Source organism: Klebsiella sp. Sb-30, assembly GCF_057652795.1.
Genome location: NZ_CM172749.1, coordinates 1,063,939 through 1,083,893, shown reverse-complemented (window position 1 = coordinate 1,083,893; position 19,955 = coordinate 1,063,939). Strand labels below are relative to the sequence as shown.

Sequence of the window (19,955 nt, the reverse complement as noted above, 5' to 3'; positions counted from 1 at the left end):
CTTACCTTCACCACAAATGAGCTAATCAATAAAATCGATTCTGGCCACCGAACTTGATTCCCATTTGACTCAGGGTGTTGATGCCAATCGTAAGCGCCCTAATCCCACCGTGAGCCGCGCGTCCGTCCGCGCGCTCCGCTTTGGCAACTGGAACGCGGATCGCTACATCTCATATCGTCACTTTCCCTGAAATACGTATCTCCGTTATGATGTCCCCTCAATGTGATAACAACGAAAACAAAAAGATCGCAATTCATTAAGAATCAGGGACCTGGATAATATCCTATGAGTACAATCGATAATCTCGACGCCCATACCCCGATGATGCATTGGTGTGTTAGTACTGATTAATAAAGATTATTTCCCACCATAATATAAAAACTATATTTTAACCTACACTTTTGTAACTATCTGATTTTAATAATATTGTTTACTGTACTCATCCAGCGTTATACTCCCTCTGTTTTCCCATCCTTCTAAAAACGCAGGGCATCTCCATGAGCCGATACCATGTATCCAGCAGTGAAGGCCAGTATGAGAAAGACTCTGGCGAGCAGGTTTTGGCTAATAAGCTGGGGATCGCTACTTCTGATGAGATGGATGAGGCTGAACTTGTCCTGTTAGAACAACTCTATCAGTCCGTTTTTGAAGAACAGTTCCCGGAAGGACTGCTCAGCGTAGCCATGCTAAAAAACTGGCATCGCCGCTGGTTAGGTAACATCTACGAGTGGGCTGGGCAAGAAAGAGCGGTTAACATCAGCAAAGGCGGCTTTATGTTTGCCCCTTCAGCACAATTGCCAAAACTGTTGAGCGAATTCGACACCAAATATCTGGCTCAATACACGCCGTGTAGCGGCATGGATGAAGAACAACTCATCACCGCTATCGCCATCACCCATGTCGAGCTAATACTTATCCATCCATTCAGAGAGGGAAATGGGCGCCTGTCGCGACTGCTGGCCGACGTGATGGCCGTTCAGGGAGGGTACAAACCGCTGGATTATCAAAGCTGGGAGCAAAACAAAACCCAGTATATCTCGGCTATCCATGCAGGTGTATCAATGGACTACGAGCCGATGAAACACTGGGTCGGTGAAGCACTAAGAAGGGGTTAAACCGCAAGACGCAAATGAGCGAATTTTTTGCGCGTGGCTTCAAGTGAAGCTTCGATCTTCGCGGAGGACTGCCCTGTTTCAACAGCCGTAGATGTTGCTACTGAGCGAACGATATCAGCACGAGATGGCTTAACGTAGCTTGCCTGAGTTTTTTTGTTGTTGCTCATAATTACTCCTGAAAAGCAGAATCTGGGCTGAAAGACATCGTTCAAACAGTATACCAAAACTTCTACGCAAATTCACTGCAAGCCCTGTCAAAGACTCACTCATCGGGCAAGCCCTTTAAGTAATACTAGGGGCAGGTCACGAGAGAAGTCTGGGGGAAGTTGCCAATTTTAACCTGAGCAAGCTTGCCAGTCAGAGAACTTGTGTAACGGTAGAAAAAAGACTTAACCCCAGTTGCACCACAGGAGACACGTAAGCCACGATTTTCGCCTACATCAGCCTTATCTTTGTCGCCAGGCTTCATCATTTCTACCGCTTTAAACGAAAGTGGCTTTCCCTCTTGTTTTCCTGCCATAAAGACTCCGTTATCATGCACCTTATGCAGTCATGAACATAAATGCAGGATTTCATGATATTCGATGAGACACCGTGAAACTTAATGATAACAATAAAAATCACTAACTCATTAAAAATTAAGAAAATGGACATCACAAACCGATGAGTACAATAGAAAATTTAGACTCTCACACCCCCATGATGCAGCAGTATCTGAAGCTGAAGGCTCAGCATCCGGAGATCCTGCTGTTCTATCGTATGGGCGACTTTTATGAGCTGTTTTATGATGATGCCAAACGGGCCTCTCAGCTGCTCGATATCTCGCTGACCAAACGCGGCGCCTCGGCGGGTGAGCCCATTCCTATGGCCGGGATCCCGCACCATGCGGTGGAAAACTATCTCGCCAAACTGGTCAACCAGGGTGAATCGGTGGCCATTTGCGAACAGATTGGCGACCCGGCCACCACCAAAGGTCCAGTCGAGCGTAAAGTGGTGCGTATCGTCACGCCTGGCACTATCAGCGATGAAGCGCTGCTGCAGGAACGTCAGGATAACCTGCTGGCCGCTATCTGGCAGGACAGCAAAGGCTTTGGCTATGCGACGCTGGATATCAGCTCCGGTCGTTTCCGCCTGAGCGAACCGGCCGACCGCGAAACCATGGCCGCCGAGCTACAGCGTACCAACCCGGCTGAACTGCTGTATGCCGAAGATTTTGCCGAATCGGCGTTGATTGAAGGCCGCCGCGGCCTGCGCCGTCGTCCGCTGTGGGAGTTTGAAATCGACACCGCGCGCCAGCAGCTGAATTTACAGTTTGGCACCCGCGACCTGGTCGGTTTCGGCGTCGAAAATGCGCCGCGCGGTCTCTGTGCCGCCGGCTGCCTGTTGCAATATGTCAAAGATACCCAGCGCACCTCCCTGCCGCATATTCGCTCCATCACCATGGAGCGCCAGCAGGACAGTATTATTATGGACGCGGCAACCCGCCGTAACCTTGAGATTACCCAGAATCTGGCCGGTGGTTTCGACAATACCCTGGCGTCGGTGCTCGACTGCACCGTGACGCCGATGGGCAGCCGGATGCTCAAACGCTGGCTGCATATGCCGGTACGCGACACGGCGGTGCTGGTCGAACGCCAGCAAACCATAGGCGCGCTGCAGGAGCGTTATACCGAACTGCAGCCGGTGCTACGTCAGGTGGGCGATCTGGAACGTATTCTGGCGCGACTGGCGCTGCGCACCGCGCGTCCGCGCGATCTCGCCCGCATGCGTCATGCGTTCCAGCAGCTGCCGATCCTGCGCGAGATGCTGGCTGACGTCAGCTGCGCGCCGGTCCAGCGGCTGCGCGATAAAATGGGCGAGTTCAGCGAACTGCGCGAACTGCTCGAACGCGCAATTATCGACGCGCCGCCGGTGCTGGTGCGCGACGGCGGCGTTATTGCCCCGGGCTACCATGAGGAGCTCGATGAATGGCGCGCGCTGGCGGATGGCGCCACCGACTATCTCGATAAGCTGGAAATTCGCGAACGCGAACGCCTGGGGCTGGACACGCTGAAGGTCGGTTACAATGCCGTGCACGGTTACTACATTCAGATCAGCCGCGGCCAGAGCCAACATGCCCCGATTCACTACGTCCGCCGCCAGACGCTGAAAAACGCCGAGCGCTACATTATTCCGGAACTGAAGGAGTATGAGGACAAAGTACTGACGTCGAAAGGGAAAGCGCTGGCGCTGGAGAAACAGCTCTACGAGCAGCTGTTCGATATGCTGCTGCCGCACCTTGCCGACCTTCAGCAAAGCGCCAGCGCGCTGGCGGAACTGGATGTACTGGTTAACCTCGCCGAACGCGCGGAAACCCTGAACTACTGCTGCCCGACCTTCAGCGACAAACCGGGTATTCGCATCAGCGAAGGCCGTCACCCGGTGGTCGAACAGGTGCTGAAGGAGCCGTTCATCGCCAACCCGCTGAGCCTGGCGCCGCAGCGCCGGATGCTGATTATTACCGGCCCGAATATGGGCGGTAAAAGTACCTATATGCGGCAGACCGCGCTGATTGCGCTGCTGGCCTATATCGGCAGCTACGTCCCGGCGGAGAAAGTTGAAATCGGCCCTATCGATCGCATCTTTACCCGCGTCGGCGCGGCAGATGACCTGGCAAGCGGCCGTTCCACCTTCATGGTAGAAATGACCGAAACCGCCAATATTCTGCATAATGCCACCGAACACAGCCTGGTGCTGATGGATGAAATCGGCCGCGGGACCTCCACCTACGACGGTCTGTCGCTGGCGTGGGCCTGCGCCGAAAGTCTGGCCAATAAGATTAAGGCGCTGACCCTTTTTGCCACCCACTACTTCGAACTGACCCAGCTGCCGGAGAAAATGGAAGGCGTGGCGAACGTCCATCTTGATGCGCTGGAACATGGCGATACCATCGCCTTCATGCACAGCGTCCAGGATGGCGCCGCCAGCAAAAGCTACGGTCTGGCGGTTGCCGCACTGGCGGGCGTGCCTAAAGAGGTGATTAAGCGCGCGCGGCAGAAATTACGCGAGCTGGAGAGTATTGCCCCAGGCGTCGCCGCCACGCAGGTCGATGGTACGCAGATGTCGCTGCTCTCCGCCCCGGAAGAGACCTCGCCGGCGGTAGAAGCGCTGGAAAATCTCGACCCGGATTCTCTGACCCCGCGTCAGGCGCTGGAGTGGATTTACCGGCTGAAGAGCCTGGTGTAACGCCTTCTTATTCCGCAGAAGTGACAAAAGGGCAGCCCGTAAAGCGCTGCCCTTTTCGAAAATAAATGGCTGCAAGGCTCATACGCCGGCCTCAGTGGATAGAATTATCTGCCGGGACTTACGTCTAGCCGGATCCTGTCAATGCTCAACGCCAGACAGCCTCAGGCACCCACCGCGATTCTCACTCCGCCGGTCGGCAGAAATTATCAGCTGGAAATCAAACGGAATGATTTTATTATCGATTGCGAGAGGGATCGCCAATACTCAAATGCTATTCACTTTTCCGTCATTTTAATTAATAAATAGTTTTCATTGATGATGCGAAATATAAAAACGGTGCGCTTGAGCGATAAATAACACCATCCGCTTGCGCCCTTCATCCACACGCTCATGACGCAAGAAGAATTAGCCCTGGCGCTCGCGTAAGAAATCAATGAACGCCCGGACCCGGGTCGGGACATGCTGCGCGTCCGGATAAACCGCATACACGCCCTGCGGGGGAAAGGTAAACCCGGGCATGACCTGAACCAGTCTGTGCTCCGCCAGTGCCGGCGCTACCAGCCACTCGGGCAACAGCGCAACCCCGCATCCCGCCAGGGCGAAAGCCAGCAGCGCGCTGGCGCTATCCGCCGACAGTCGCGGCACCGCTTTAATATCTAAAGCCACGCTCTCATCGCGCGGTCCGGTGAGTTGCCAATGGAGCGGCGCGGACAACCGTTCATGAATAATCCACGCTGCCCGGGCCAAATCCTCAATCGTCTCCAGAGGATGTTCCGCCAGCCATGCCGGCGCGGCAACCGGGACAATCGCAAAACGGGAGATCAGCGCCGCGCGGTAGCGCGAATCTGCCAGCGTTCCGAGGCGGATCGCTACATCAAAACGCTCAGAGATTAAGTCCGCATGGTGCGAGGAGGAGACGTGGCGCACCCGTAGCGCCGGATGCCGCTGACTGAACTCGGCCAGCGCGGGAATAATCACCTGGGTGCCATACTCCGGTGTCGTGGTGATACGGAGTTCACCGCTCAATCCGCTATGGCTGGCCCGCACCTCATCCTGCAGGTTTTCCGCCGTTTTCAGTAATGCCAGGCCACGATGATAGAACAGCGACCCCGCTTCAGTCAGCGTGAGCCGTCGCGTGGATCGTAACAACAGCGTGACGCCAAGTTCGCTCTCCAGCTGACGCACGTTAAAGCTGACCACCGCCTTAGTTTGCCCCAGGGCCGCCGCTGCCGCGGTAAAACTCCCGCTTTCCACCACCGCGACAAACATGGTCATGCGTTGCAGATTCAGCATATTCACTTCACTTATTGTCAAAAATTTTCAGACAGTATATCCCCGGATGTCCTGTTTATCCGCCTGTCCCTGCGGTTTAGAGTAGCGGCCTTCTGATGAGGAATAAAAATGACAGCACGCAGCAAGGTCGCCACCGTTTTTTTACTGGGTTTCTTTCTCGATTTAATCAATATGTTTATCGCCAGCGTCGCCTTCCCCGGTATGAGCCGGGCGCTCAACGCCTCCGTCAGTGAACTGGCCTGGGTGAGTAATGGCTACATTGCCGGCCTGACGCTGGTCGTGCCATTCAGCGCCTGGTTGACGCAGCGCTGCGGAGCTCGCCGGCTCGTTATGCTCTCGCTCACGCTGTTCAGCGCCGCAGCGCTGGCCTGCGGACTGAGCGACTCGCTGGGCAACCTGATTTTCTGGCGTGCCCTGCAAGGGATGGGCGGTGGCTTGCTTATCCCCGTCGGACAGTCTCTGACCTGGCAGCTGTTTCAGCCGCAGGAGCGGGCGAAACTCTCGGCCGCCGTGATGCTGGTAGGTCTGCTGGCCCCGGCCTGTTCTCCGGCAGCAGGTGGACTGCTGGTTGAAACATTCAGCTGGCGCGGGGTCTTCCTGGTCAGCCTGCCCGTGGCGCTGGTCACTCTGGCGTTAGCCAGCGTATGGCTAAAAAATGACGACGGCCCGGCGCGGCCCTCCCGTTTCTTACATCTGCCGCTGCTGGCCGATCCGCTGTTGCGTTTCGCCATGTTGATTTATCTCTGCGTACCCGGCGTCTTTATTGGCATTAATGTGGTTGGCCTGTTTTACCTGCAGACAATAACCGGCATGTCGCCTTCGGCAACGGGCGCCCTGATGCTGCCCTGGTCGCTGGCGTCTTTTGTGGCTATCTCTCTGACCGGCCGTTTTTTTAATCGCCTCGGCCCTCGGCCCTTTATTCTCTTCGGTTGCCTGCTTCAGGCCGCCGGGATCCTGCTGTTGACCGGCGTCACGCCGCAAAGCTCAATGGCGTCGCTGGTTTTCGCCTTTATCCTGATGGGCGCCGGCGGCAGCCTGTGCAGCAGCACCGCCCAAAGCTGTGCATTTCTCAACATCGCCAATGGCGATATGCCGGATGCCAGCGCACTGTGGAACATCAACCGCCAGCTCAGCTTTTTGGCCGGGGCCGCGTTGCTGTCCGCATTGCTGGCGGTCCTGCAGGTTTATTATCCGTCAACGCAGGCCTGGCACGGGGTGTTTATCATCGCCGCGTGCCTGACGCTTATCCCGCTTCTGGGCTGCCTGCGCCTTAATAACCAGGCGATAGTCACGCGCCTGCATCAAAAAATGGAGACCCCATGAACCCATATATTCAGGAAACGATCGACGCCCATGTGGCTATTGAAAACTGGCTGAGTCGGAAACAAGGCGCGGCAGAGACCTTAATGACACGCTTTTCCCCTGATTTTTCAATGGTCGGTATCGGTGGAAACGTCATGAACCACCGGGCGCTCAGCGCTTTCTTTGCGGCCGCAGGCGGCAGTCGTCCAGGCTTGAGCATCACCATTGATAGCGCGACCACGCTCGCCGAATGGCACGATGGCGCGGTGATATGTTATCGGGAAAGGCAGCGTTTACCCGAGCAGGGCGAAACTATCCGCTGGTCAACGGTCCTGTTCAGGAAAGCTGAAGGGCGTATTTTGTGGCGCCATTTACATGAGACCCGGCAGGCGTAGCATGCAAAGAAAAAGGCCCGATCGGACGATCGGGCCTTTTTGAGAGGAAAATTGCTTATTCGCGGAATAGCGCTTCGATGTTCAGCCCTTGTCCTTGCAGGATTTCCCGCAGGCGGCGCAGGCCTTCTACCTGGATCTGACGTACGCGTTCGCGGGTCAGACCAATTTCACGGCCAACATCTTCAAGCGTAGCGGCTTCATAGCCCAACAGGCCAAAACGACGCGCCAGGACTTCACGCTGCTTGGCGTTCAGTTCGAACAGCCATTTAACGATGCTTTGTTTCATATCATCGTCCTGCGTGGTGTCTTCCGGACCGTTGTCTTTCTCATCGGCCAGAATATCCAGCAGCGCTTTTTCCGAGTCGCCGCCCAGCGGCGTGTCCACTGAGGTAATGCGCTCATTGAGACGCAGCATACGGCTCACGTCATCAACCGGCTTATCCAGCTGCTCGGCAATCTCTTCCGCACTCGGCTCGTGATCCAGCTTATGGGACAACTCACGTGCGGTACGCAGATAGACGTTCAGCTCTTTGACAATATGGATAGGTAAACGGATGGTACGGGTTTGGTTCATGATCGCCCGTTCAATCGTTTGACGAATCCACCAGGTGGCGTAAGTCGAAAAACGGAACCCACGTTCCGGGTCAAACTTCTCAACCGCGCGGATCAGCCCCAGATTGCCCTCTTCAATCAGATCCAGCAGCGCCAGACCACGATTGCTATAACGACGAGCAATTTTCACCACCAGACGTAGGTTACTTTCAATCATCCGGCGGCGTGAAGCCACATCACCACGCAATGCGCGACGGGCGAAATAGACTTCTTCTTCGGCCGTCAGCAGTGGGGAATAACCAATCTCACCCAGGTAGAGTTGCGTCGCATCAAGCACACGTTGCGTTGCGCCTTGCGACAGAAGATCTTCCTCGGCCAGATCGCTATCACTGGGTTCCTCTTCTACTAAGGCTTTCTCATCGAAAACCTCGACTCCGTTCTCATCAAATTCCGCGTCTTCATTTAAATCATGAACTTTCAGCGTATTCTGACTCATAAAGATGGCTCCTACCCGTGATCCCTGAGCAAAGCACCTTCGCTATACATCATTCAACGACGCCGGACGGAGACTTTTTGCCCCGGTGAAGGGGCTGTTGCGACCGGCCTGGCGTCTGCTAACTGATGTGACGCTTATCCGTACTTCGCCAAATTATCGCTGCGGTAAATACTGCAGCGGGTTGACGGATTTCCCCTTGTAACGAATTTCAAAATGCAATCTTGTAGAGCTGGTGCCGGTGCTACCCATGGTAGCGATTTTCTGCCCCGCTTTAACTTCCTGTTGCTCCCGGACCAGCATTGTATCGTTATGAGCGTAGGCACTCAGGTAATCATCGTTGTGTTTGATGATAATAAGATTACCGTAACCGCGCAGCGCGTTACCGGCATAGACGACGCGTCCGTCAGCGGTCGCGACAATAGCCTGTCCCTTACTGCCTGCAATATCAATACCTTTATTGCCGCCTTCTGCGCCACTAAAGTTCTCGATAACCTTGCCATCAGTCGGCCAGCGCCATGTGGAGATAGGCGAACTGGTTGACGTACTGCTTGCAGTCGGTTGGTTTGTGCTAACAGCGGGAGCCGTCACTGGCGCGACGGTAGTCGTCGTCGCTGGCTTATTGTTCGGCAACATCTTATTAGCATTCTGTTCACCTGAGGATTCAGAATACGTAATAGTTGGTTGTGACGCAACCACCGCGGTCGATTTTTGTGCAGTATTTGAGGCCGCCGTCGCACCTCCGCTTGCCCGTACGCTTGCCGCAGCAACGGCGTTATCACCGGTGATTGGCTGGCCAGCAGAGTTGCCAACCTGCAGCGTCTGACCGACGTTCAGACCGTATGGTGCAGGGATGTTGTTGCGTTGCGCGAGGTCACGGAAATCGTTACCTGTTACCCATGCGATATAGAACAGCGTATCGCCGCGTTTCACGGTATAGGTGCTGCCACCCGTATAGCTGCCTTTCGGAATATCGCCATATTTACGGTTATAGACTATCTTGCCGTTCACGGTCTGCACCGGCTGCTGAGCCATCGGCTGAACCTGCGTCGCAGGCGTCTGAACCGGCTGTACCTGAGGGGTATGCGGAACAATGGCGGATCCTGTTGTCGACGGCGGAGTGATCAGCATCCCGGAATTCGTTCCCGAGGATGAGGCTCCACCCGCCGAGCTAACCGGCGCAGGCGGATTATTGGTATTCGTACAACCTGCCAGCCAGAGTGAAACCAGTGATAACGCCGCAATACGGCTTAAGGTAAATTTTGGGCTTCCCGCGCTCATTTATCCCCCAGGAATATGTTAACTGCCAATATCTTGCTTACCGGACAACGCCCGGCCAGGACACTAAAATGTGTCCACCCTACGCCTAAAGTCAGGCAAAAAAAACCTGGATAAATCCGGGTCTCACGCCAGCTCCCCTTGCACCAGAGGAACAAAGCGTACGGCTTCGACGGTATCCATCACAAACTCATTACCGCGACGACGGATCCGTTTCAGGAACTGATGCTCCTCGCCCACCGGTAATACCAGCACGCCTCCCTCATCCAGCTGCGCCAGCAGCGCTGGCGGCACTTCCGGCGGTGCGGCGGTGACGATAATCGCATCAAAGGGAGCGCGTGCCTTCCAACCCTGCCATCCATCGCCGTGACGGGTTGAAACATTATGTAAATCAAGTTGTTTCAGGCGACGACGCGCCTGCCACTGTAAACTCTTAATCCGTTCGACCGAACACACATGATGAACGAGATGCGCCAGGATCGCCGTCTGGTAGCCTGAACCAGTGCCAATCTCCAGCACCCGCGATTCCGGCGTCAGCGTCAGAAGCTCCGTCATCCGCGCCACCATGTAGGGTTGCGAGATGGTTTGCCCCTGGCCGATAGGTAGTGCCGTGTTCTCCCACGCCTTGTGTTCGAAGGCTTCATCAACGAATTTTTCACGCGGTACCAGGGTTATCGCCTCCAGCACGCGCTCGTCAACAATGCCCTGAGTACGCAGCTGATTCAGCAGGCTTTCTACACGTTTGCTTACCATTGTGTTGCCACTCCGACGCGATCCAGCCAGTCGGCCACCATCCCGTGAGCCTGGTGGGCGGTTAAATCAACGTGCAGCGGCGTCACGGAGACATAGCCTTCGTCAACGGCCGCAAAATCGGTATCCGGCCCGGCATCGTGCTTCTCTCCCGGCGGGCCAATCCAGTACAGCGTATTGCCGCGCGGATCTTTTTGCGGAATGACCTGATCGGCGGGATGTCGGCTGCCGCAGCGAGTGACGCGGATGCCTTTAATCTGCTCAAGTGGCAGATCGGGCACATTGATATTGAGGATGCGACCGGTACGCAGCGGCTCGCGGCTTAAAGCACGCAGGATAGAGCAGGTGATGGCCGCCGCGGTGTCGTAGTGCTGATGACCATTCAGGGAGACGGCCAGCGCCGGAAAGCCGAGGTGACGGCCTTCCATTGCCGCGGCGACAGTGCCGGAGTAGATAACGTCATCGCCGAGATTGGGGCCGGCGTTAATGCCGGAAACCACGATATCCGGACGCGGGCGCATCAGGGCGTTGACGCCGAGATAGACACAGTCCGTTGGTGTCCCCATCTGGACGGCGATATCGCCGTTATCGAAAGTGAAAGTGCGTAACGAAGACTCGAGAGTCAGGGAGTTCGATGCGCCGCTGCGGTTACGATCGGGTGCAACTACCTGGACCTCAGCAAACTCCCGTAAGGCCTTCGCCAGGGTCTGAATACCCGGCGCATGAATCCCGTCATCGTTACTCAGCAATATTCGCATAGTCACCCGTTGTATTGATAAGTTCCCTTACCACGCTGGTGGCGAAGCTGCCCGCTGGCAGCCAGAAACGCAGTTCAACGGTTACGTCATCCCACCAGTTCCAGCTCATCTGCTGCGGATAGAGCAGCATCGCCCGGCGTGCCGCTTCTACTTTTTCACGCACCAGCAGAGCCTGGAGCTGCGTCTCTTCGGCAACGGCCGCCTGCTCGGCGGCCAGCGCCTCGCGTTGGCTGCCCCACTCGCCGCTTCCCGGTAACGCCGCCGTAATCATCAGTTCACGGTTATCAACCCGCTCCTGCAGCTGCGCGCGTTCCTCAGGCGTAGCGACAAACCAGCTCCCGCGCCCCGCTAATTGTAGCGCATCGCCATCAACAACCTGATTAAATTCCGGTTTTTTTAATCTAATACTGACCTGTTGATTAAACAAGCCGCTACGCGCCGCCGACAGCCAAAAACTGCGTTTATTGCGATCGCGAAGCGGTGCGCCGCTCTCCGCCCAGCGCAGCGCGCCCAGCAGATTGCTGCCGCCGATACCAAAGCGCTGGGCGCCGAAATAGTTCGGCACCCCCTGTACGGCAACAGCCTGCAGACGCCGCTCGACATCGTCGCGATCGCTGATTTCCCGCAGAATCAGGGTAAACTGGTTGCCCTTCAGCGCGCCGAGCCGCAGCTTACGTTTATGCCGCGCGTATTCCAGCACCTGGCAACCTTCCAGCTGAAACTTGCTCAGGTCAGGCATCTCTTTGCCCGGAAGCCGGGCGCACAGCCACTGCTCGGTCACGGCATGTTTATCTTTCTGCCCGGCAAAACTCACTTCCCGCGCATGGATTTTAAGGAACTTAGCCAGCGCATCCGCCACAAACCGCGTATTGCAGTCCGTTTTCAGAATCCGTACCAACAGATGCTCGCCTTCGCCATCCGGCGCAAAGCCGAGATCTTCGACCACCACGAAATCTTCCGGGTTGGCTTTCAGTATCCCCTGCCCCTGCGGTTTACCGTGCAGCCAGGTGAGTTCATTGAAGGCAATCATTGCTGCCCCTTACGCAGCAGCGCCACCGCTTCGCAGGCGATGCCTTCACCGCGGCCGGTGAAACCCAGCTTCTCGGTGGTGGTGGCTTTCACGTTGACATCATCCATATGGCAGCCGAGGTCTTCGGCGATAAAGACACGCATCTGCGGAATATGCGGCAGCATTTTCGGCGCCTGAGCAATGATCGTGACATCGACGTTTCCGAGGGTATAACCTTTGGCCTGAATCCGCCGCCAGGCTTCGCGCAACAGCTCGCGGCTGTCGGCGCCTTTAAAGGCCGGGTCGGTATCCGGGAACAGCTTGCCGATATCCCCCAGCGCCGCCGCCCCAAGCAGGGCATCGGTCAGCGCATGCAGCGCCACGTCGCCATCGGAATGGGCCAACAGCCCTTTCTCGTAAGGGATGCGCACCCCGCCAATAATGATTGGGCCTTCACCACCAAAAGCGTGTACGTCAAAACCGTGTCCAATTCGCATTAAGCCTTCTCCTGGTGTCGGGAACGGGTAAGGTAAAATTCTGCCAGCGCCAGGTCTTCCGGGCGCGTCACTTTAATATTATCAGCTCGTCCGGCCACCAGTTCGGGATGGAAGCCACAGTACTCCAGCGCCGAGGCTTCATCGGTGATGGTCGCGCTTTCATTGAGCGCGCGCGTCAGGCACTGGAGGAGTAATTCACGAGGGAAAAATTGCGGCGTCAGCGCATGCCATAAGTCATTCCGATCGACGGTGTGCGCAATAGCCACCTTGCCGGGTTCCGCGCGTTTCATGGTATCGCGAACCGGCGCAGCGAGAATGCCCCCCACGCGGCTGGTTTCGCGCAGCGCCAACAGGCGCTGGAGGTCATCCTGATGCAGGCACGGGCGCGCGGCATCGTGCACCAGTACCCATTCGGCTTCAGGCAGCGCCTGCAGACCAGCCAGGACGGAGTCAGCGCGCTCGGCCCCGCCGTCGACGACGGTAATCTGCGGATGAGTGGCCAGCGGCAGCTGGCGAAAGCGGATATCGCCGGGACTGACGGCAATCACCACGCGCTGCACGCACGCGTTCGCCAACAGCGCGGCGACCGCGTGTTCGAGAATCGTTTTGTTACCGATTGAGAGATATTGTTTCGGGCATTCCGTTTGCATGCGGCGGCCAAAACCGGCTGCCGGTACCACGGCGCAAACACCCGGAAAAGTGGCTGCCATGTCGTAATCCTGGGCTTGTTTATCGATTGTTCTGCGTCGACCCCTGGTTGCGCTTAGACGCATCCGGGACCAGACGATAAAATGTTTCGCCCGGGCGGGTCATGCTTAGTTCATTGCGCGCGCGCTCTTCGATCGCTTCCTGACCGCCGTTAAGGTCATCGATTTCCGCAAAGAGTTGATCGTTGCGCGCCTTTAATTTGCTGTTAGTGGCTTGCTGCGCGGTGACGTCGTCATTCACCCGGCTATAGTCATGCAGACCATTTTTACCGAACCACAGCGAGTACTGTAGCCAGACCAGCAAAGCCAATAGTAGCAGCGTTAATTTACCCATTCTGCCCCCTGAAAAACGGCATCATCATCCCATAACTCGCCCGAGCATTTCACTCCGACGCGCGGACGACGCCGCGTAACGCGGGGACTGTAACACATTTCTGTCGCCGATACCCAGGCTTGATTCATACGCAGAAAGGACTATCCCAGCAACCAGAGGAACAGCAGACCAAACATCAGCCCCACGGTCAAAATGGTCGCACATGCGCTGTACAGGAGCTTACCGTTCAACAGCGAGTGCAGCGCAATCCCGACGACCACGGCAACCGGCATTAAGGCGAGAAAAAAGGGCCAGGTGTAGAGGAGGAAAAAAAGCGTATTACTGCCATACATGAGGAAAGGAATACCCAGCGCCAGCAGCCATGAGATAAAGCCCACGGCGGCGCCTGACAAAGACCAGGTGGTCTCGTCATGGGCCACCGCGGGTGGTTCTGGACGAATGAGACTGATGTTCTGGGTATTGCGCATATCGAATCCTGTTGACCGGGCGACCGGCACCTCAATGCCGCCGCCGTTTCAGGATCTGATAATATCGCTCTGTCTGAGGAGGTCTAATAGTTGGTGCACCAAATTTGTTACCAATTGTTCACCATCCAGATGAATTTCCGCCTTTTCTGGTGGTTCATACACCGAATCTATGCCGGTAAAATTGCGTAATTCACCCGCTCGCGCCTTCTTGTATAACCCTTTTGGATCCCGCGCCTCGCAGATAGCCAGCGGCGTATCGACAAACACTTCGATAAAGCGCCCTTCGCCTAAACGCTCGCGCACCATCTGCCGTTCAGCGCGGTGTGGAGAGATAAACGCGGTCAACACCACCAGCCCGGCATCAACCATCAGCTTCGCCACTTCCCCGACACGACGAATATTCTCTTTACGATCGCTATCGCTAAAACCGAGATCGCTACACAGGCCGTGCCGCACGTTATCGCCATCCAGCAGATAGGTGCTGACGCCCAGCTGATGCAGCGCCTCTTCCAGCGCGCCGGCAACGGTAGATTTACCTGAGCCGGACAGCCCGGTAAACCACAGCACCACGCCGCGATGGCCGTGGTGTTGTTCGCGCTGCTCCCGGGTGACCGGATGGGCGTGCCAGACGACGTTTTCGTCATGCCGGGCCATTACTTGCCTCCCAGCAGGTCGCGCGCGTCCCAGTGCGGGAAGTGTTTACGGATCAGCTGATTCAGTTCCAGTTCAAACGCGCTGAAGGAGGATGTCGATGCCTGGCGCTGTTCCAGCGGTTCGCGCACCATGCCGGCACCTACCGTGACGTTGGTCAACCGGTCGATGAAGATCAGCCCGCCGGTTACCGGGTTATGCTGATATTTGTCCAGCACCAGCGGCTCGTCGAAGGTCAAATCGACAAGTCCAATCCCGTTCAGCGGCAGCGACTCGACTTCGCGCTGGGTCAAATTATTGATATCAACCTGATAACGAATCCCGTCGACACGCGCGCGCGTTTTCTTGCCGGCAATTTTAATGTCATAGCTCTGGCCCGGGGCTAACGCCTGCTCGGCCATCCACACTACATCCACGCTGGCGCTTTGCACCGCGGGCAGCGTCACCTGCGCATCGACCAACAGGTCGCCGCGGCTGATATCAATCTCATCTTTCAACACGATAGTGATGGCTTCACCGGCACCGGCTTCCTGCAGGTCGCCGTCAAACGTCACAATACGCGCCACGCTGGATTCAACGCCCGACGGCAGTACCTTCAGGCGCTGTCCGACCTTCACGCTGCCGGAAGCCACGGTCCCGGAGAAACCGCGGAAGTCGAGGTTGGGCCGGTTAACAAACTGGACCGGGAAACGCAGCGGTTGATTTTCCACCACGCGACGGATTTCAACGGTTTCCAGCACTTCCAGCAGCGTCGGGCCGCTGTACCACGGCATGCTGACGCTCTGGGTCGCGACGTTGTCCCCTTCAAGGGCAGAAAGCGGAACAAAGCGAATATCAACGTCACCCGGCAGCTGCCCGGCAAAGGTGAGGTACTCTTCGCGAATGCGATTAAACGTCTCTTCGCTAAAATCCACCAGATCCATTTTATTCACCGCCACCACCAGGTTTTTAATTCCCAGCAGCGTCGAGATAAAGCTATGACGGCGAGTCTGATCGAGCACGCCTTTGCGCGCATCCATCAGCAGAATCGCCAGATCGCAGGTGGAAGCGCCGGTGGCCATATTGCGGGTGTACTGCTCGTGCCCCGGGGTGTCGGCGATAATAAATTTGCGTTTCTCGGTAGAGAAATAGCGATAGGCGACATCGATGGTGATGCCCTGCTCGCGTTCAGCCTGCAGGCCATCCACCAGCAGCGCCAGATCCAGTTTTTCACCCTGCGTGCCGTGACGCTTACTGTCATTATGCAGCGATGAGAGCTGATCTTCGTAAATCTGTCGGGTATCGTGCAGCAGGCGGCCAATCAGGGTACTTTTCCCGTCATCGACGCTGCCGCAGGTCAGGAAGCGCAGCAGGCTTTTGTGCTGTTGCGCGTGCAGATAAGCTTCTACGCCGCCTTCATTAGCAATTTGTTGGGCAATTGTCGTGTTCATGGCGGCTCCTTAGAAATACCCCTGACGTTTCTTCAGCTCCATGGAGCCGGCCTGGTCGCGGTCAATCATACGACCCTGACGCTCGCTGGTTGTGGAGACCAGCATCTCTTCAATAATCTCCGGCAGCGTTTGCGCGTTGGATTCCACCGCGCCGGTCAGCGGCCAGCAGCCTAAAGTACGGAAGCGCACCATCTGCTTTTTGATCATCTCGCCCGGTTGCAGATCGATACGATCGTCATCAATCATCATCAGCATACCGTCGCGTTCAAGCACCGGACGCTCGGCCGCCAGATACAGCGGAACGATTTCGATATTTTCCAGATAGATGTACTGCCAGATATCCAGCTCGGTCCAGTTGGAGAGCGGGAAGACACGGATGCTTTCGCCCTTGTTAATCTGGCCGTTGTAGTTGTGCCACAGCTCCGGACGCTGGTTTTTCGGATCCCAGCGGTGGAAACGGTCGCGGAAAGAGTAGATGCGCTCTTTGGCACGCGATTTTTCTTCGTCGCGACGGGCGCCGCCGAAGGCGGCATCAAAGCCGTACTTGTCCAGCGCCTGCTTCAGACCTTCGGTCTTCATGATGTCGGTGTGCTTGGCGCTGCCGTGAACAAACGGGTTAATCCCCATCGCCACCCCTTCCGGGTTTTTGTGCACCAGCAGCTCGCAGCCGTAGGCTTTGGCAGTACGGTCGCGGAATTCATACATTTCGCGGAATTTCCAGCCGGTATCAACGTGCAGCAGCGGAAAAGGCAGGGTTCCCGGATAAAACGCTTTACGCGCCAGATGCAGCATGACGCTGGAATCTTTACCGATGGAGTACATCATCACCGGGTTAGAGAATTCGGCGGCCACCTCGCGAATAATGTGGATGCTTTCAGCCTCCAGTTGCCGCAGGTGAGTGAGTCGTTTTTGGTCCATAACCGTTCCTTAAGCCAGATTCACCACAGACGCGTTAAACGCATCTGCTTGAGTTGTTTGTTGAAACCAGGCGAGCTGGTGGTGTAATTGCACCACTTCGCCCACGACCAGCAGAGTGGGCATCGGGGCATCTTTCGCCAGCGCTTCGAGCTGCTGTAAGGTGCCCGTTATCGTTTGCTGATCGGCGCGAGTACCGCGAGAAATCACCGCCACCGGCGTATTGCTATCCCGACCGTGGGCGATCAGCTGCGCGCTGATTTCCGCCGCTTTCATGGTGCCCATGTAGATAGCCAGCGTCTGTCGGCTTTGCGCCAGCAGCGACCAGTCGTGCGCGGCGCTGTCGGCCTTGTAATGACCGGTGACGAAGGTGACGCTCTGGGCGTAATCGCGATGGGTCAGCGGAATGCCGGCATAGGCCGTCGCCCCGGCAGCAGCCGTTACGCCCGGGACCACCTGAAACGGAATCCCTGCGGCGGCGGCGGCCTGTAGTTCTTCGCCGCCGCGTCCGAAAATAAACGGATCGCCGCCTTTCAGGCGCACCACCGTTTTGCCTTCTCGCGCCGCGTCGACCAGCATCTGGTTCGTTTCATGCTGCGGCACCGAGTGTTCGCCCGCGCGCTTACCCACGCAGATCATCTCGGCATCGCGGCGCACCAGTTCGCGGATCTCCGGCGTCACCAGATGGTCATAAAACACCACGTCCGCCTTCTGTACCGCCTGCAGGCCGCGCAGCGTCAGCAGCCCGGCATCGCCCGGCCCGGCGCCGACGAGAATAATTTCACCCAGCCGTTTTTCCGGCTGATGCAGTTCTTCTTCCAACGCCTTATCGGCGGCGGCTTTATTTCCGGCAATCATCAGACTGGCAAAACGGCCATTGAAGACCCGCTCCCAGAAGTGCCGCCGTGCTGCCGTCGTCGTCAGATGCGTTTTGATATGATGCCGCCAGTAGCTGGCCGCCTCGGCGACGCGTCCCAGGTTAGTGGGCAGCAGCGCTTCGATTTTTTCGCGAATCAGCCGGGACAATACCGGTGCTGAACCGCCGGAGAATATCGCTATCAGCAGCGGAGAACGGTCCACGATGGAGGGAAACACCACCGAGCAGAGCGGCTGATTATCGACAACGTTCACCAACCGGTAACGGGCGTTGGCGGCAGCGGAAACCCGCTGATTGAGCGCATCATCGTCGGTCGCGGCGATCGCTAAAAAGACATCGTCCAGCTGTTGCTCTTCAAACTCATGGGCCCGCCACTGAATCTCCTGGCGTTCAACCAGCGCGGCGACCTCTTCAGATAATGCTGCCGCCACAACCTGCACGTTGGCTCCTGCCCGGCGCAAGAACATAATTTTGCGCGCCGCAATGTCTCCGCCGCCAATAACCAGCACCGGTTTTTCTTTCAATTCGGCAAACAGGGGCAAATAGTCCACGTTGCAACAACTCGCTTACAATCAGTCATAGAGCGACTATAGGGTGCTGTTTAGAGCAAATGAAATTACTAAATGGAATGAGTAGTTACCCAAAAGAATAACGACCTGAAAAAGCAAATATCAAAAAGTGCTTAACGCGCGGTTTTTCCGCTATTTAAGAGCAAATGAAATTGTTTAACCGCAGTCACAGTTTCATACTATGAGCGTTAAATTTTTCCCTCGAGAAAGGACCCCCGCTATGTTTTCCGCGTTGTGCCGCCGCCTCCTTCCCCTGGCGCTTGGCGCAGGTTTTGTCTTCTCCGCCCCGGCTTTCAGCGCCATGGGCGAAACCGCAAATACCCAGGCTCGTCATATCGCGACTGTTTTTCCCGGAAGAATGACCGGTTCGCCCGCTGAAATGCTGTCGGCGGACTATGTGCGTCAGCAGTTTGCCCAAATGGGCTATCAAAGCGACATCCGCAGCTTCCACGCGCGTTATATCTACAGCAATACGGATAAACGGAAAAACTGGCAAAACGTCACCGGCAGCACCGTCATTGCCGCCCATGAAGGCGCGGCTCGCCAGCAGATCATTGTGATGGCGCACCTCGACACCTATGCGCCCATGAGCGATGCTGACGTCGAACGCAACCTTGGCGGCCTGACCCTGCAGGGTATCGACGATAATGCCGTCGGCGTGGGCGTATTACTGGAGCTGGCCGAGCGGTTGAAAAATGTGTCCACTCACTACGGCATTCGCTTTATTGCTTCCAGCGGTGAAGAGGAAGGTAATCTCGGCGCGCAAAATATCCTGAAGCGAATGAGCGATGCGGAGAAGAAAAATACGCTGCTGGTGATTAATCTCGATAATCTGGTGGTTGGCGATAAGCTCTATTTTAATAGCGGGCGCAGCACTCCCGCCTCGATTCGCAAACTCACCCGAGACCGCGCGCTGGCTATTGCGCGCAGCAAAGGGATTGCCGCCTATACCAACCCTGGCCTCAATCATGATTATCCGCAGGGTACCGGCTGCTGTAATGACGCCAGCATTTTTGATAGCGCGGGGATCCCGGTCCTGTCCGTGGAGGCCACGAACTGGTCTCTGGGTAAGAAAGATGGCTATCAACAGCGCAACAAATCCGCCTCCTTCCCGCGAGGAACCAGCTGGCATGACGTACAGCTGGATAACCAGCAGCATATTGATAAGGCTCTGCCGGGTCGTATCGAACACCGCAGCCGCGATGTCGTCAAGGTGATGCTGCCGCTGATAAAAGAGCTGGCAAAGGCGGAAAAGCAGAGCTAATTCGCTGTCCGGCGACATGAAAAAAGCCCTCGTCGTTCAGACTGAGGGCTTTGTCTCAGGAAACGGTCGTCGCT

The 19,955-nt window shown here is 56.4% G+C and carries 20 protein-coding genes and 1 pseudogene; 5 read left to right on the top strand and 16 right to left on the bottom strand.

What is annotated here, in order from left to right:
• Positions 1 to 497 precede the first annotated feature (497 nt).
• On the top strand, positions 498 to 1,115 hold the full coding sequence (locus AC236I_RS05170) for a Fic/DOC family protein (protein WP_086815949.1): 618 nt from the start codon (positions 498 to 500) through the stop codon (positions 1,113 to 1,115).
• Here the strand turns inward: AC236I_RS05170 and AC236I_RS05165 are convergent.
• Positions 1,112 to 1,282, bottom strand: a complete 171-nt coding sequence (locus AC236I_RS05165) for a hypothetical protein (protein ID WP_004866926.1) — start codon at positions 1,280 to 1,282, stop codon at positions 1,112 to 1,114. The genes AC236I_RS05170 and AC236I_RS05165 overlap by 4 nt on opposite strands.
• Before the next feature lie 140 nt (positions 1,283 to 1,422).
• Positions 1,423 to 1,635, bottom strand: a pseudogene (locus AC236I_RS05160) (Arm DNA-binding domain-containing protein); the annotation flags it as partial.
• Positions 1,636 to 1,778: 143 nt separating this feature from the next.
• On the opposite strand from AC236I_RS05160, the gene mutS reads away from it, so the two are divergent.
• On the top strand, positions 1,779 to 4,340 hold the full coding sequence (gene mutS, locus AC236I_RS05155) for a DNA mismatch repair protein MutS (RefSeq protein ID WP_004866928.1): 2,562 nt from the start codon (positions 1,779 to 1,781) through the stop codon (positions 4,338 to 4,340).
• 405 nt (positions 4,341 to 4,745) lie between these two features.
• Here mutS and AC236I_RS05150 read toward each other — a convergent pair whose 3' ends face one another.
• Complete coding sequence (locus AC236I_RS05150) at positions 4,746 to 5,633, bottom strand: LysR family transcriptional regulator (protein ID WP_004866931.1); 888 nt, start codon at positions 5,631 to 5,633, stop codon at positions 4,746 to 4,748.
• Positions 5,634 to 5,741: 108 nt separating this feature from the next.
• Between AC236I_RS05150 and AC236I_RS05145 the strand changes: the two genes are divergently transcribed.
• Together AC236I_RS05145 and AC236I_RS05140 are read left to right on the top strand one after the other, a co-directional pair.
• A complete protein-coding gene (locus AC236I_RS05145) occupies positions 5,742 to 6,956 on the top strand; it encodes an MFS transporter (RefSeq protein WP_192226221.1) in 1,215 nt (404 codons plus the stop codon).
• The gene (locus AC236I_RS05140; RefSeq protein ID WP_004866936.1) at positions 6,953 to 7,330 is read left to right on the top strand and encodes a DUF4440 domain-containing protein; all 378 of its coding nucleotides are present in this window, start codon (positions 6,953 to 6,955) and stop codon (positions 7,328 to 7,330) included. Before AC236I_RS05145 ends, AC236I_RS05140 begins: the two co-directional genes overlap by 4 nt.
• 55 nt (positions 7,331 to 7,385) lie before the next feature.
• Here AC236I_RS05140 and rpoS read toward each other — a convergent pair whose 3' ends face one another.
• From rpoS to cysG, 13 genes are all read right to left on the bottom strand, one after another.
• The gene (rpoS, locus tag AC236I_RS05135) at positions 7,386 to 8,378 is read right to left on the bottom strand and encodes an RNA polymerase sigma factor RpoS (RefSeq protein WP_004866938.1); all 993 of its coding nucleotides are present in this window, start codon (positions 8,376 to 8,378) and stop codon (positions 7,386 to 7,388) included.
• A 153-nt stretch (positions 8,379 to 8,531) separates the two neighbouring features.
• Positions 8,532 to 9,656, bottom strand: coding sequence for a murein hydrolase activator NlpD (nlpD, locus tag AC236I_RS05130; RefSeq protein ID WP_004866940.1), 1,125 nt, complete (start codon positions 9,654 to 9,656; stop codon positions 8,532 to 8,534).
• A gap of 123 nt (positions 9,657 to 9,779) precedes the next feature.
• Positions 9,780 to 10,406, bottom strand: a complete 627-nt coding sequence (locus AC236I_RS05125; protein ID WP_004866942.1) for a protein-L-isoaspartate(D-aspartate) O-methyltransferase — start codon at positions 10,404 to 10,406, stop codon at positions 9,780 to 9,782.
• Positions 10,400 to 11,161 carry a 5'/3'-nucleotidase SurE gene (surE, locus tag AC236I_RS05120; RefSeq protein ID WP_004866944.1) on the bottom strand — a complete coding sequence of 254 codons (762 nt, stop codon included), beginning with the start codon at positions 11,159 to 11,161 and terminating at the stop codon, positions 10,400 to 10,402. Before surE ends, AC236I_RS05125 begins: the two co-directional genes overlap by 7 nt.
• On the bottom strand, positions 11,142 to 12,191 hold the full coding sequence (truD, locus tag AC236I_RS05115; RefSeq protein ID WP_325946890.1) for a tRNA pseudouridine(13) synthase TruD: 1,050 nt from the start codon (positions 12,189 to 12,191) through the stop codon (positions 11,142 to 11,144). The genes surE and truD overlap by 20 nt, the downstream gene beginning before the upstream one ends.
• Positions 12,188 to 12,667 carry a 2-C-methyl-D-erythritol 2,4-cyclodiphosphate synthase gene (gene ispF / locus AC236I_RS05110; RefSeq protein WP_004866948.1) on the bottom strand — a complete coding sequence of 160 codons (480 nt, stop codon included), beginning with the start codon at positions 12,665 to 12,667 and terminating at the stop codon, positions 12,188 to 12,190. The genes truD and ispF overlap by 4 nt, the downstream gene beginning before the upstream one ends.
• Positions 12,667 to 13,377, bottom strand: coding sequence for a 2-C-methyl-D-erythritol 4-phosphate cytidylyltransferase (gene ispD / locus AC236I_RS05105; protein ID WP_004866950.1), 711 nt, complete (start codon positions 13,375 to 13,377; stop codon positions 12,667 to 12,669). The genes ispF and ispD overlap by 1 nt, the downstream gene beginning before the upstream one ends.
• A gap of 19 nt (positions 13,378 to 13,396) precedes the next feature.
• Positions 13,397 to 13,708 (bottom strand): cell division protein FtsB, encoded by a 312-nt coding sequence (gene ftsB / locus AC236I_RS05100; protein ID WP_004866952.1) that lies wholly within the window; start codon positions 13,706 to 13,708, stop codon positions 13,397 to 13,399.
• 140 nt (positions 13,709 to 13,848) lie between these two features.
• Complete coding sequence (locus AC236I_RS05095) at positions 13,849 to 14,175, bottom strand: DUF3561 family protein (RefSeq protein ID WP_004866953.1); 327 nt, start codon at positions 14,173 to 14,175, stop codon at positions 13,849 to 13,851.
• A gap of 48 nt (positions 14,176 to 14,223) precedes the next feature.
• Positions 14,224 to 14,829 carry an adenylyl-sulfate kinase gene (cysC, locus tag AC236I_RS05090; RefSeq protein WP_032718167.1) on the bottom strand — a complete coding sequence of 202 codons (606 nt, stop codon included), beginning with the start codon at positions 14,827 to 14,829 and terminating at the stop codon, positions 14,224 to 14,226.
• Entirely contained in the window at positions 14,829 to 16,256 is a 1,428-nt protein-coding gene (gene cysN / locus AC236I_RS05085; RefSeq protein WP_004866956.1) for a sulfate adenylyltransferase subunit CysN, read from the bottom strand. The genes cysC and cysN overlap by 1 nt, the downstream gene beginning before the upstream one ends.
• A gap of 9 nt (positions 16,257 to 16,265) precedes the next feature.
• The gene (gene cysD / locus AC236I_RS05080) at positions 16,266 to 17,174 is read right to left on the bottom strand and encodes a sulfate adenylyltransferase subunit CysD (RefSeq protein WP_004866959.1); all 909 of its coding nucleotides are present in this window, start codon (positions 17,172 to 17,174) and stop codon (positions 16,266 to 16,268) included.
• Positions 17,175 to 17,183: 9 nt separating this feature from the next.
• Positions 17,184 to 18,590: a siroheme synthase CysG gene (gene cysG, locus AC236I_RS05075; RefSeq protein ID WP_487608827.1), complete on the bottom strand. Its 1,407-nt coding sequence runs from the start codon at positions 18,588 to 18,590 to the stop codon at positions 17,184 to 17,186.
• Between the two features lie 247 nt (positions 18,591 to 18,837).
• On the opposite strand from cysG, the gene AC236I_RS05070 reads away from it, so the two are divergent.
• Positions 18,838 to 19,881 (top strand): aminopeptidase, encoded by a 1,044-nt coding sequence (locus tag AC236I_RS05070; RefSeq protein ID WP_004866962.1) that lies wholly within the window; start codon positions 18,838 to 18,840, stop codon positions 19,879 to 19,881.
• The last annotated feature ends 74 nt before the right edge of the window (positions 19,882 to 19,955 follow it).

Bases quoted from the DNA above. Each gene is read 5' to 3' on its own strand.
- AC236I_RS05140 (WP_004866936.1), top strand. From the start codon at position 6,953: ATGAACCCATATATTCAGGAAACGATCGACGCCCATGTGGCTATTGAA.
- cysN (WP_004866956.1), bottom strand. From the start codon at position 16,256: ATGAACACGACAATTGCCCAACAAATTGCTAATGAAGGCGGCGTAGAA.
- ftsB (WP_004866952.1), bottom strand. From the start codon at position 13,708: ATGGGTAAATTAACGCTGCTACTATTGGCTTTGCTGGTCTGGCTACAG.
- AC236I_RS05150 (WP_004866931.1), bottom strand. From the start codon at position 5,633: ATGCTGAATCTGCAACGCATGACCATGTTTGTCGCGGTGGTGGAAAGC.
- AC236I_RS05165 (WP_004866926.1), bottom strand. From the start codon at position 1,282: ATGAGCAACAACAAAAAAACTCAGGCAAGCTACGTTAAGCCATCTCGT.
- cysC (WP_032718167.1), bottom strand. From the start codon at position 14,829: ATGGCCCGGCATGACGAAAACGTCGTCTGGCACGCCCATCCGGTCACC.
- AC236I_RS05125 (WP_004866942.1), bottom strand. From the start codon at position 10,406: ATGGTAAGCAAACGTGTAGAAAGCCTGCTGAATCAGCTGCGTACTCAG.
- ispF (WP_004866948.1), bottom strand. From the start codon at position 12,667: ATGCGAATTGGACACGGTTTTGACGTACACGCTTTTGGTGGTGAAGGC.
- AC236I_RS05095 (WP_004866953.1), bottom strand. From the start codon at position 14,175: ATGCGCAATACCCAGAACATCAGTCTCATTCGTCCAGAACCACCCGCG.
- AC236I_RS05145 (WP_192226221.1), top strand. From the start codon at position 5,742: ATGACAGCACGCAGCAAGGTCGCCACCGTTTTTTTACTGGGTTTCTTT.
- truD (WP_325946890.1), bottom strand. From the start codon at position 12,191: ATGATTGCCTTCAATGAACTCACCTGGCTGCACGGTAAACCGCAGGGG.
- rpoS (WP_004866938.1), bottom strand. From the start codon at position 8,378: ATGAGTCAGAATACGCTGAAAGTTCATGATTTAAATGAAGACGCGGAA.
- cysD (WP_004866959.1), bottom strand. From the start codon at position 17,174: ATGGACCAAAAACGACTCACTCACCTGCGGCAACTGGAGGCTGAAAGC.
- mutS (WP_004866928.1), top strand. From the start codon at position 1,779: ATGAGTACAATAGAAAATTTAGACTCTCACACCCCCATGATGCAGCAG.
- nlpD (WP_004866940.1), bottom strand. From the start codon at position 9,656: ATGAGCGCGGGAAGCCCAAAATTTACCTTAAGCCGTATTGCGGCGTTA.
- AC236I_RS05170 (WP_086815949.1), top strand. From the start codon at position 498: ATGAGCCGATACCATGTATCCAGCAGTGAAGGCCAGTATGAGAAAGAC.
- ispD (WP_004866950.1), bottom strand. From the start codon at position 13,377: ATGGCAGCCACTTTTCCGGGTGTTTGCGCCGTGGTACCGGCAGCCGGT.
- AC236I_RS05070 (WP_004866962.1), top strand. From the start codon at position 18,838: ATGTTTTCCGCGTTGTGCCGCCGCCTCCTTCCCCTGGCGCTTGGCGCA.
- surE (WP_004866944.1), bottom strand. From the start codon at position 11,161: ATGCGAATATTGCTGAGTAACGATGACGGGATTCATGCGCCGGGTATT.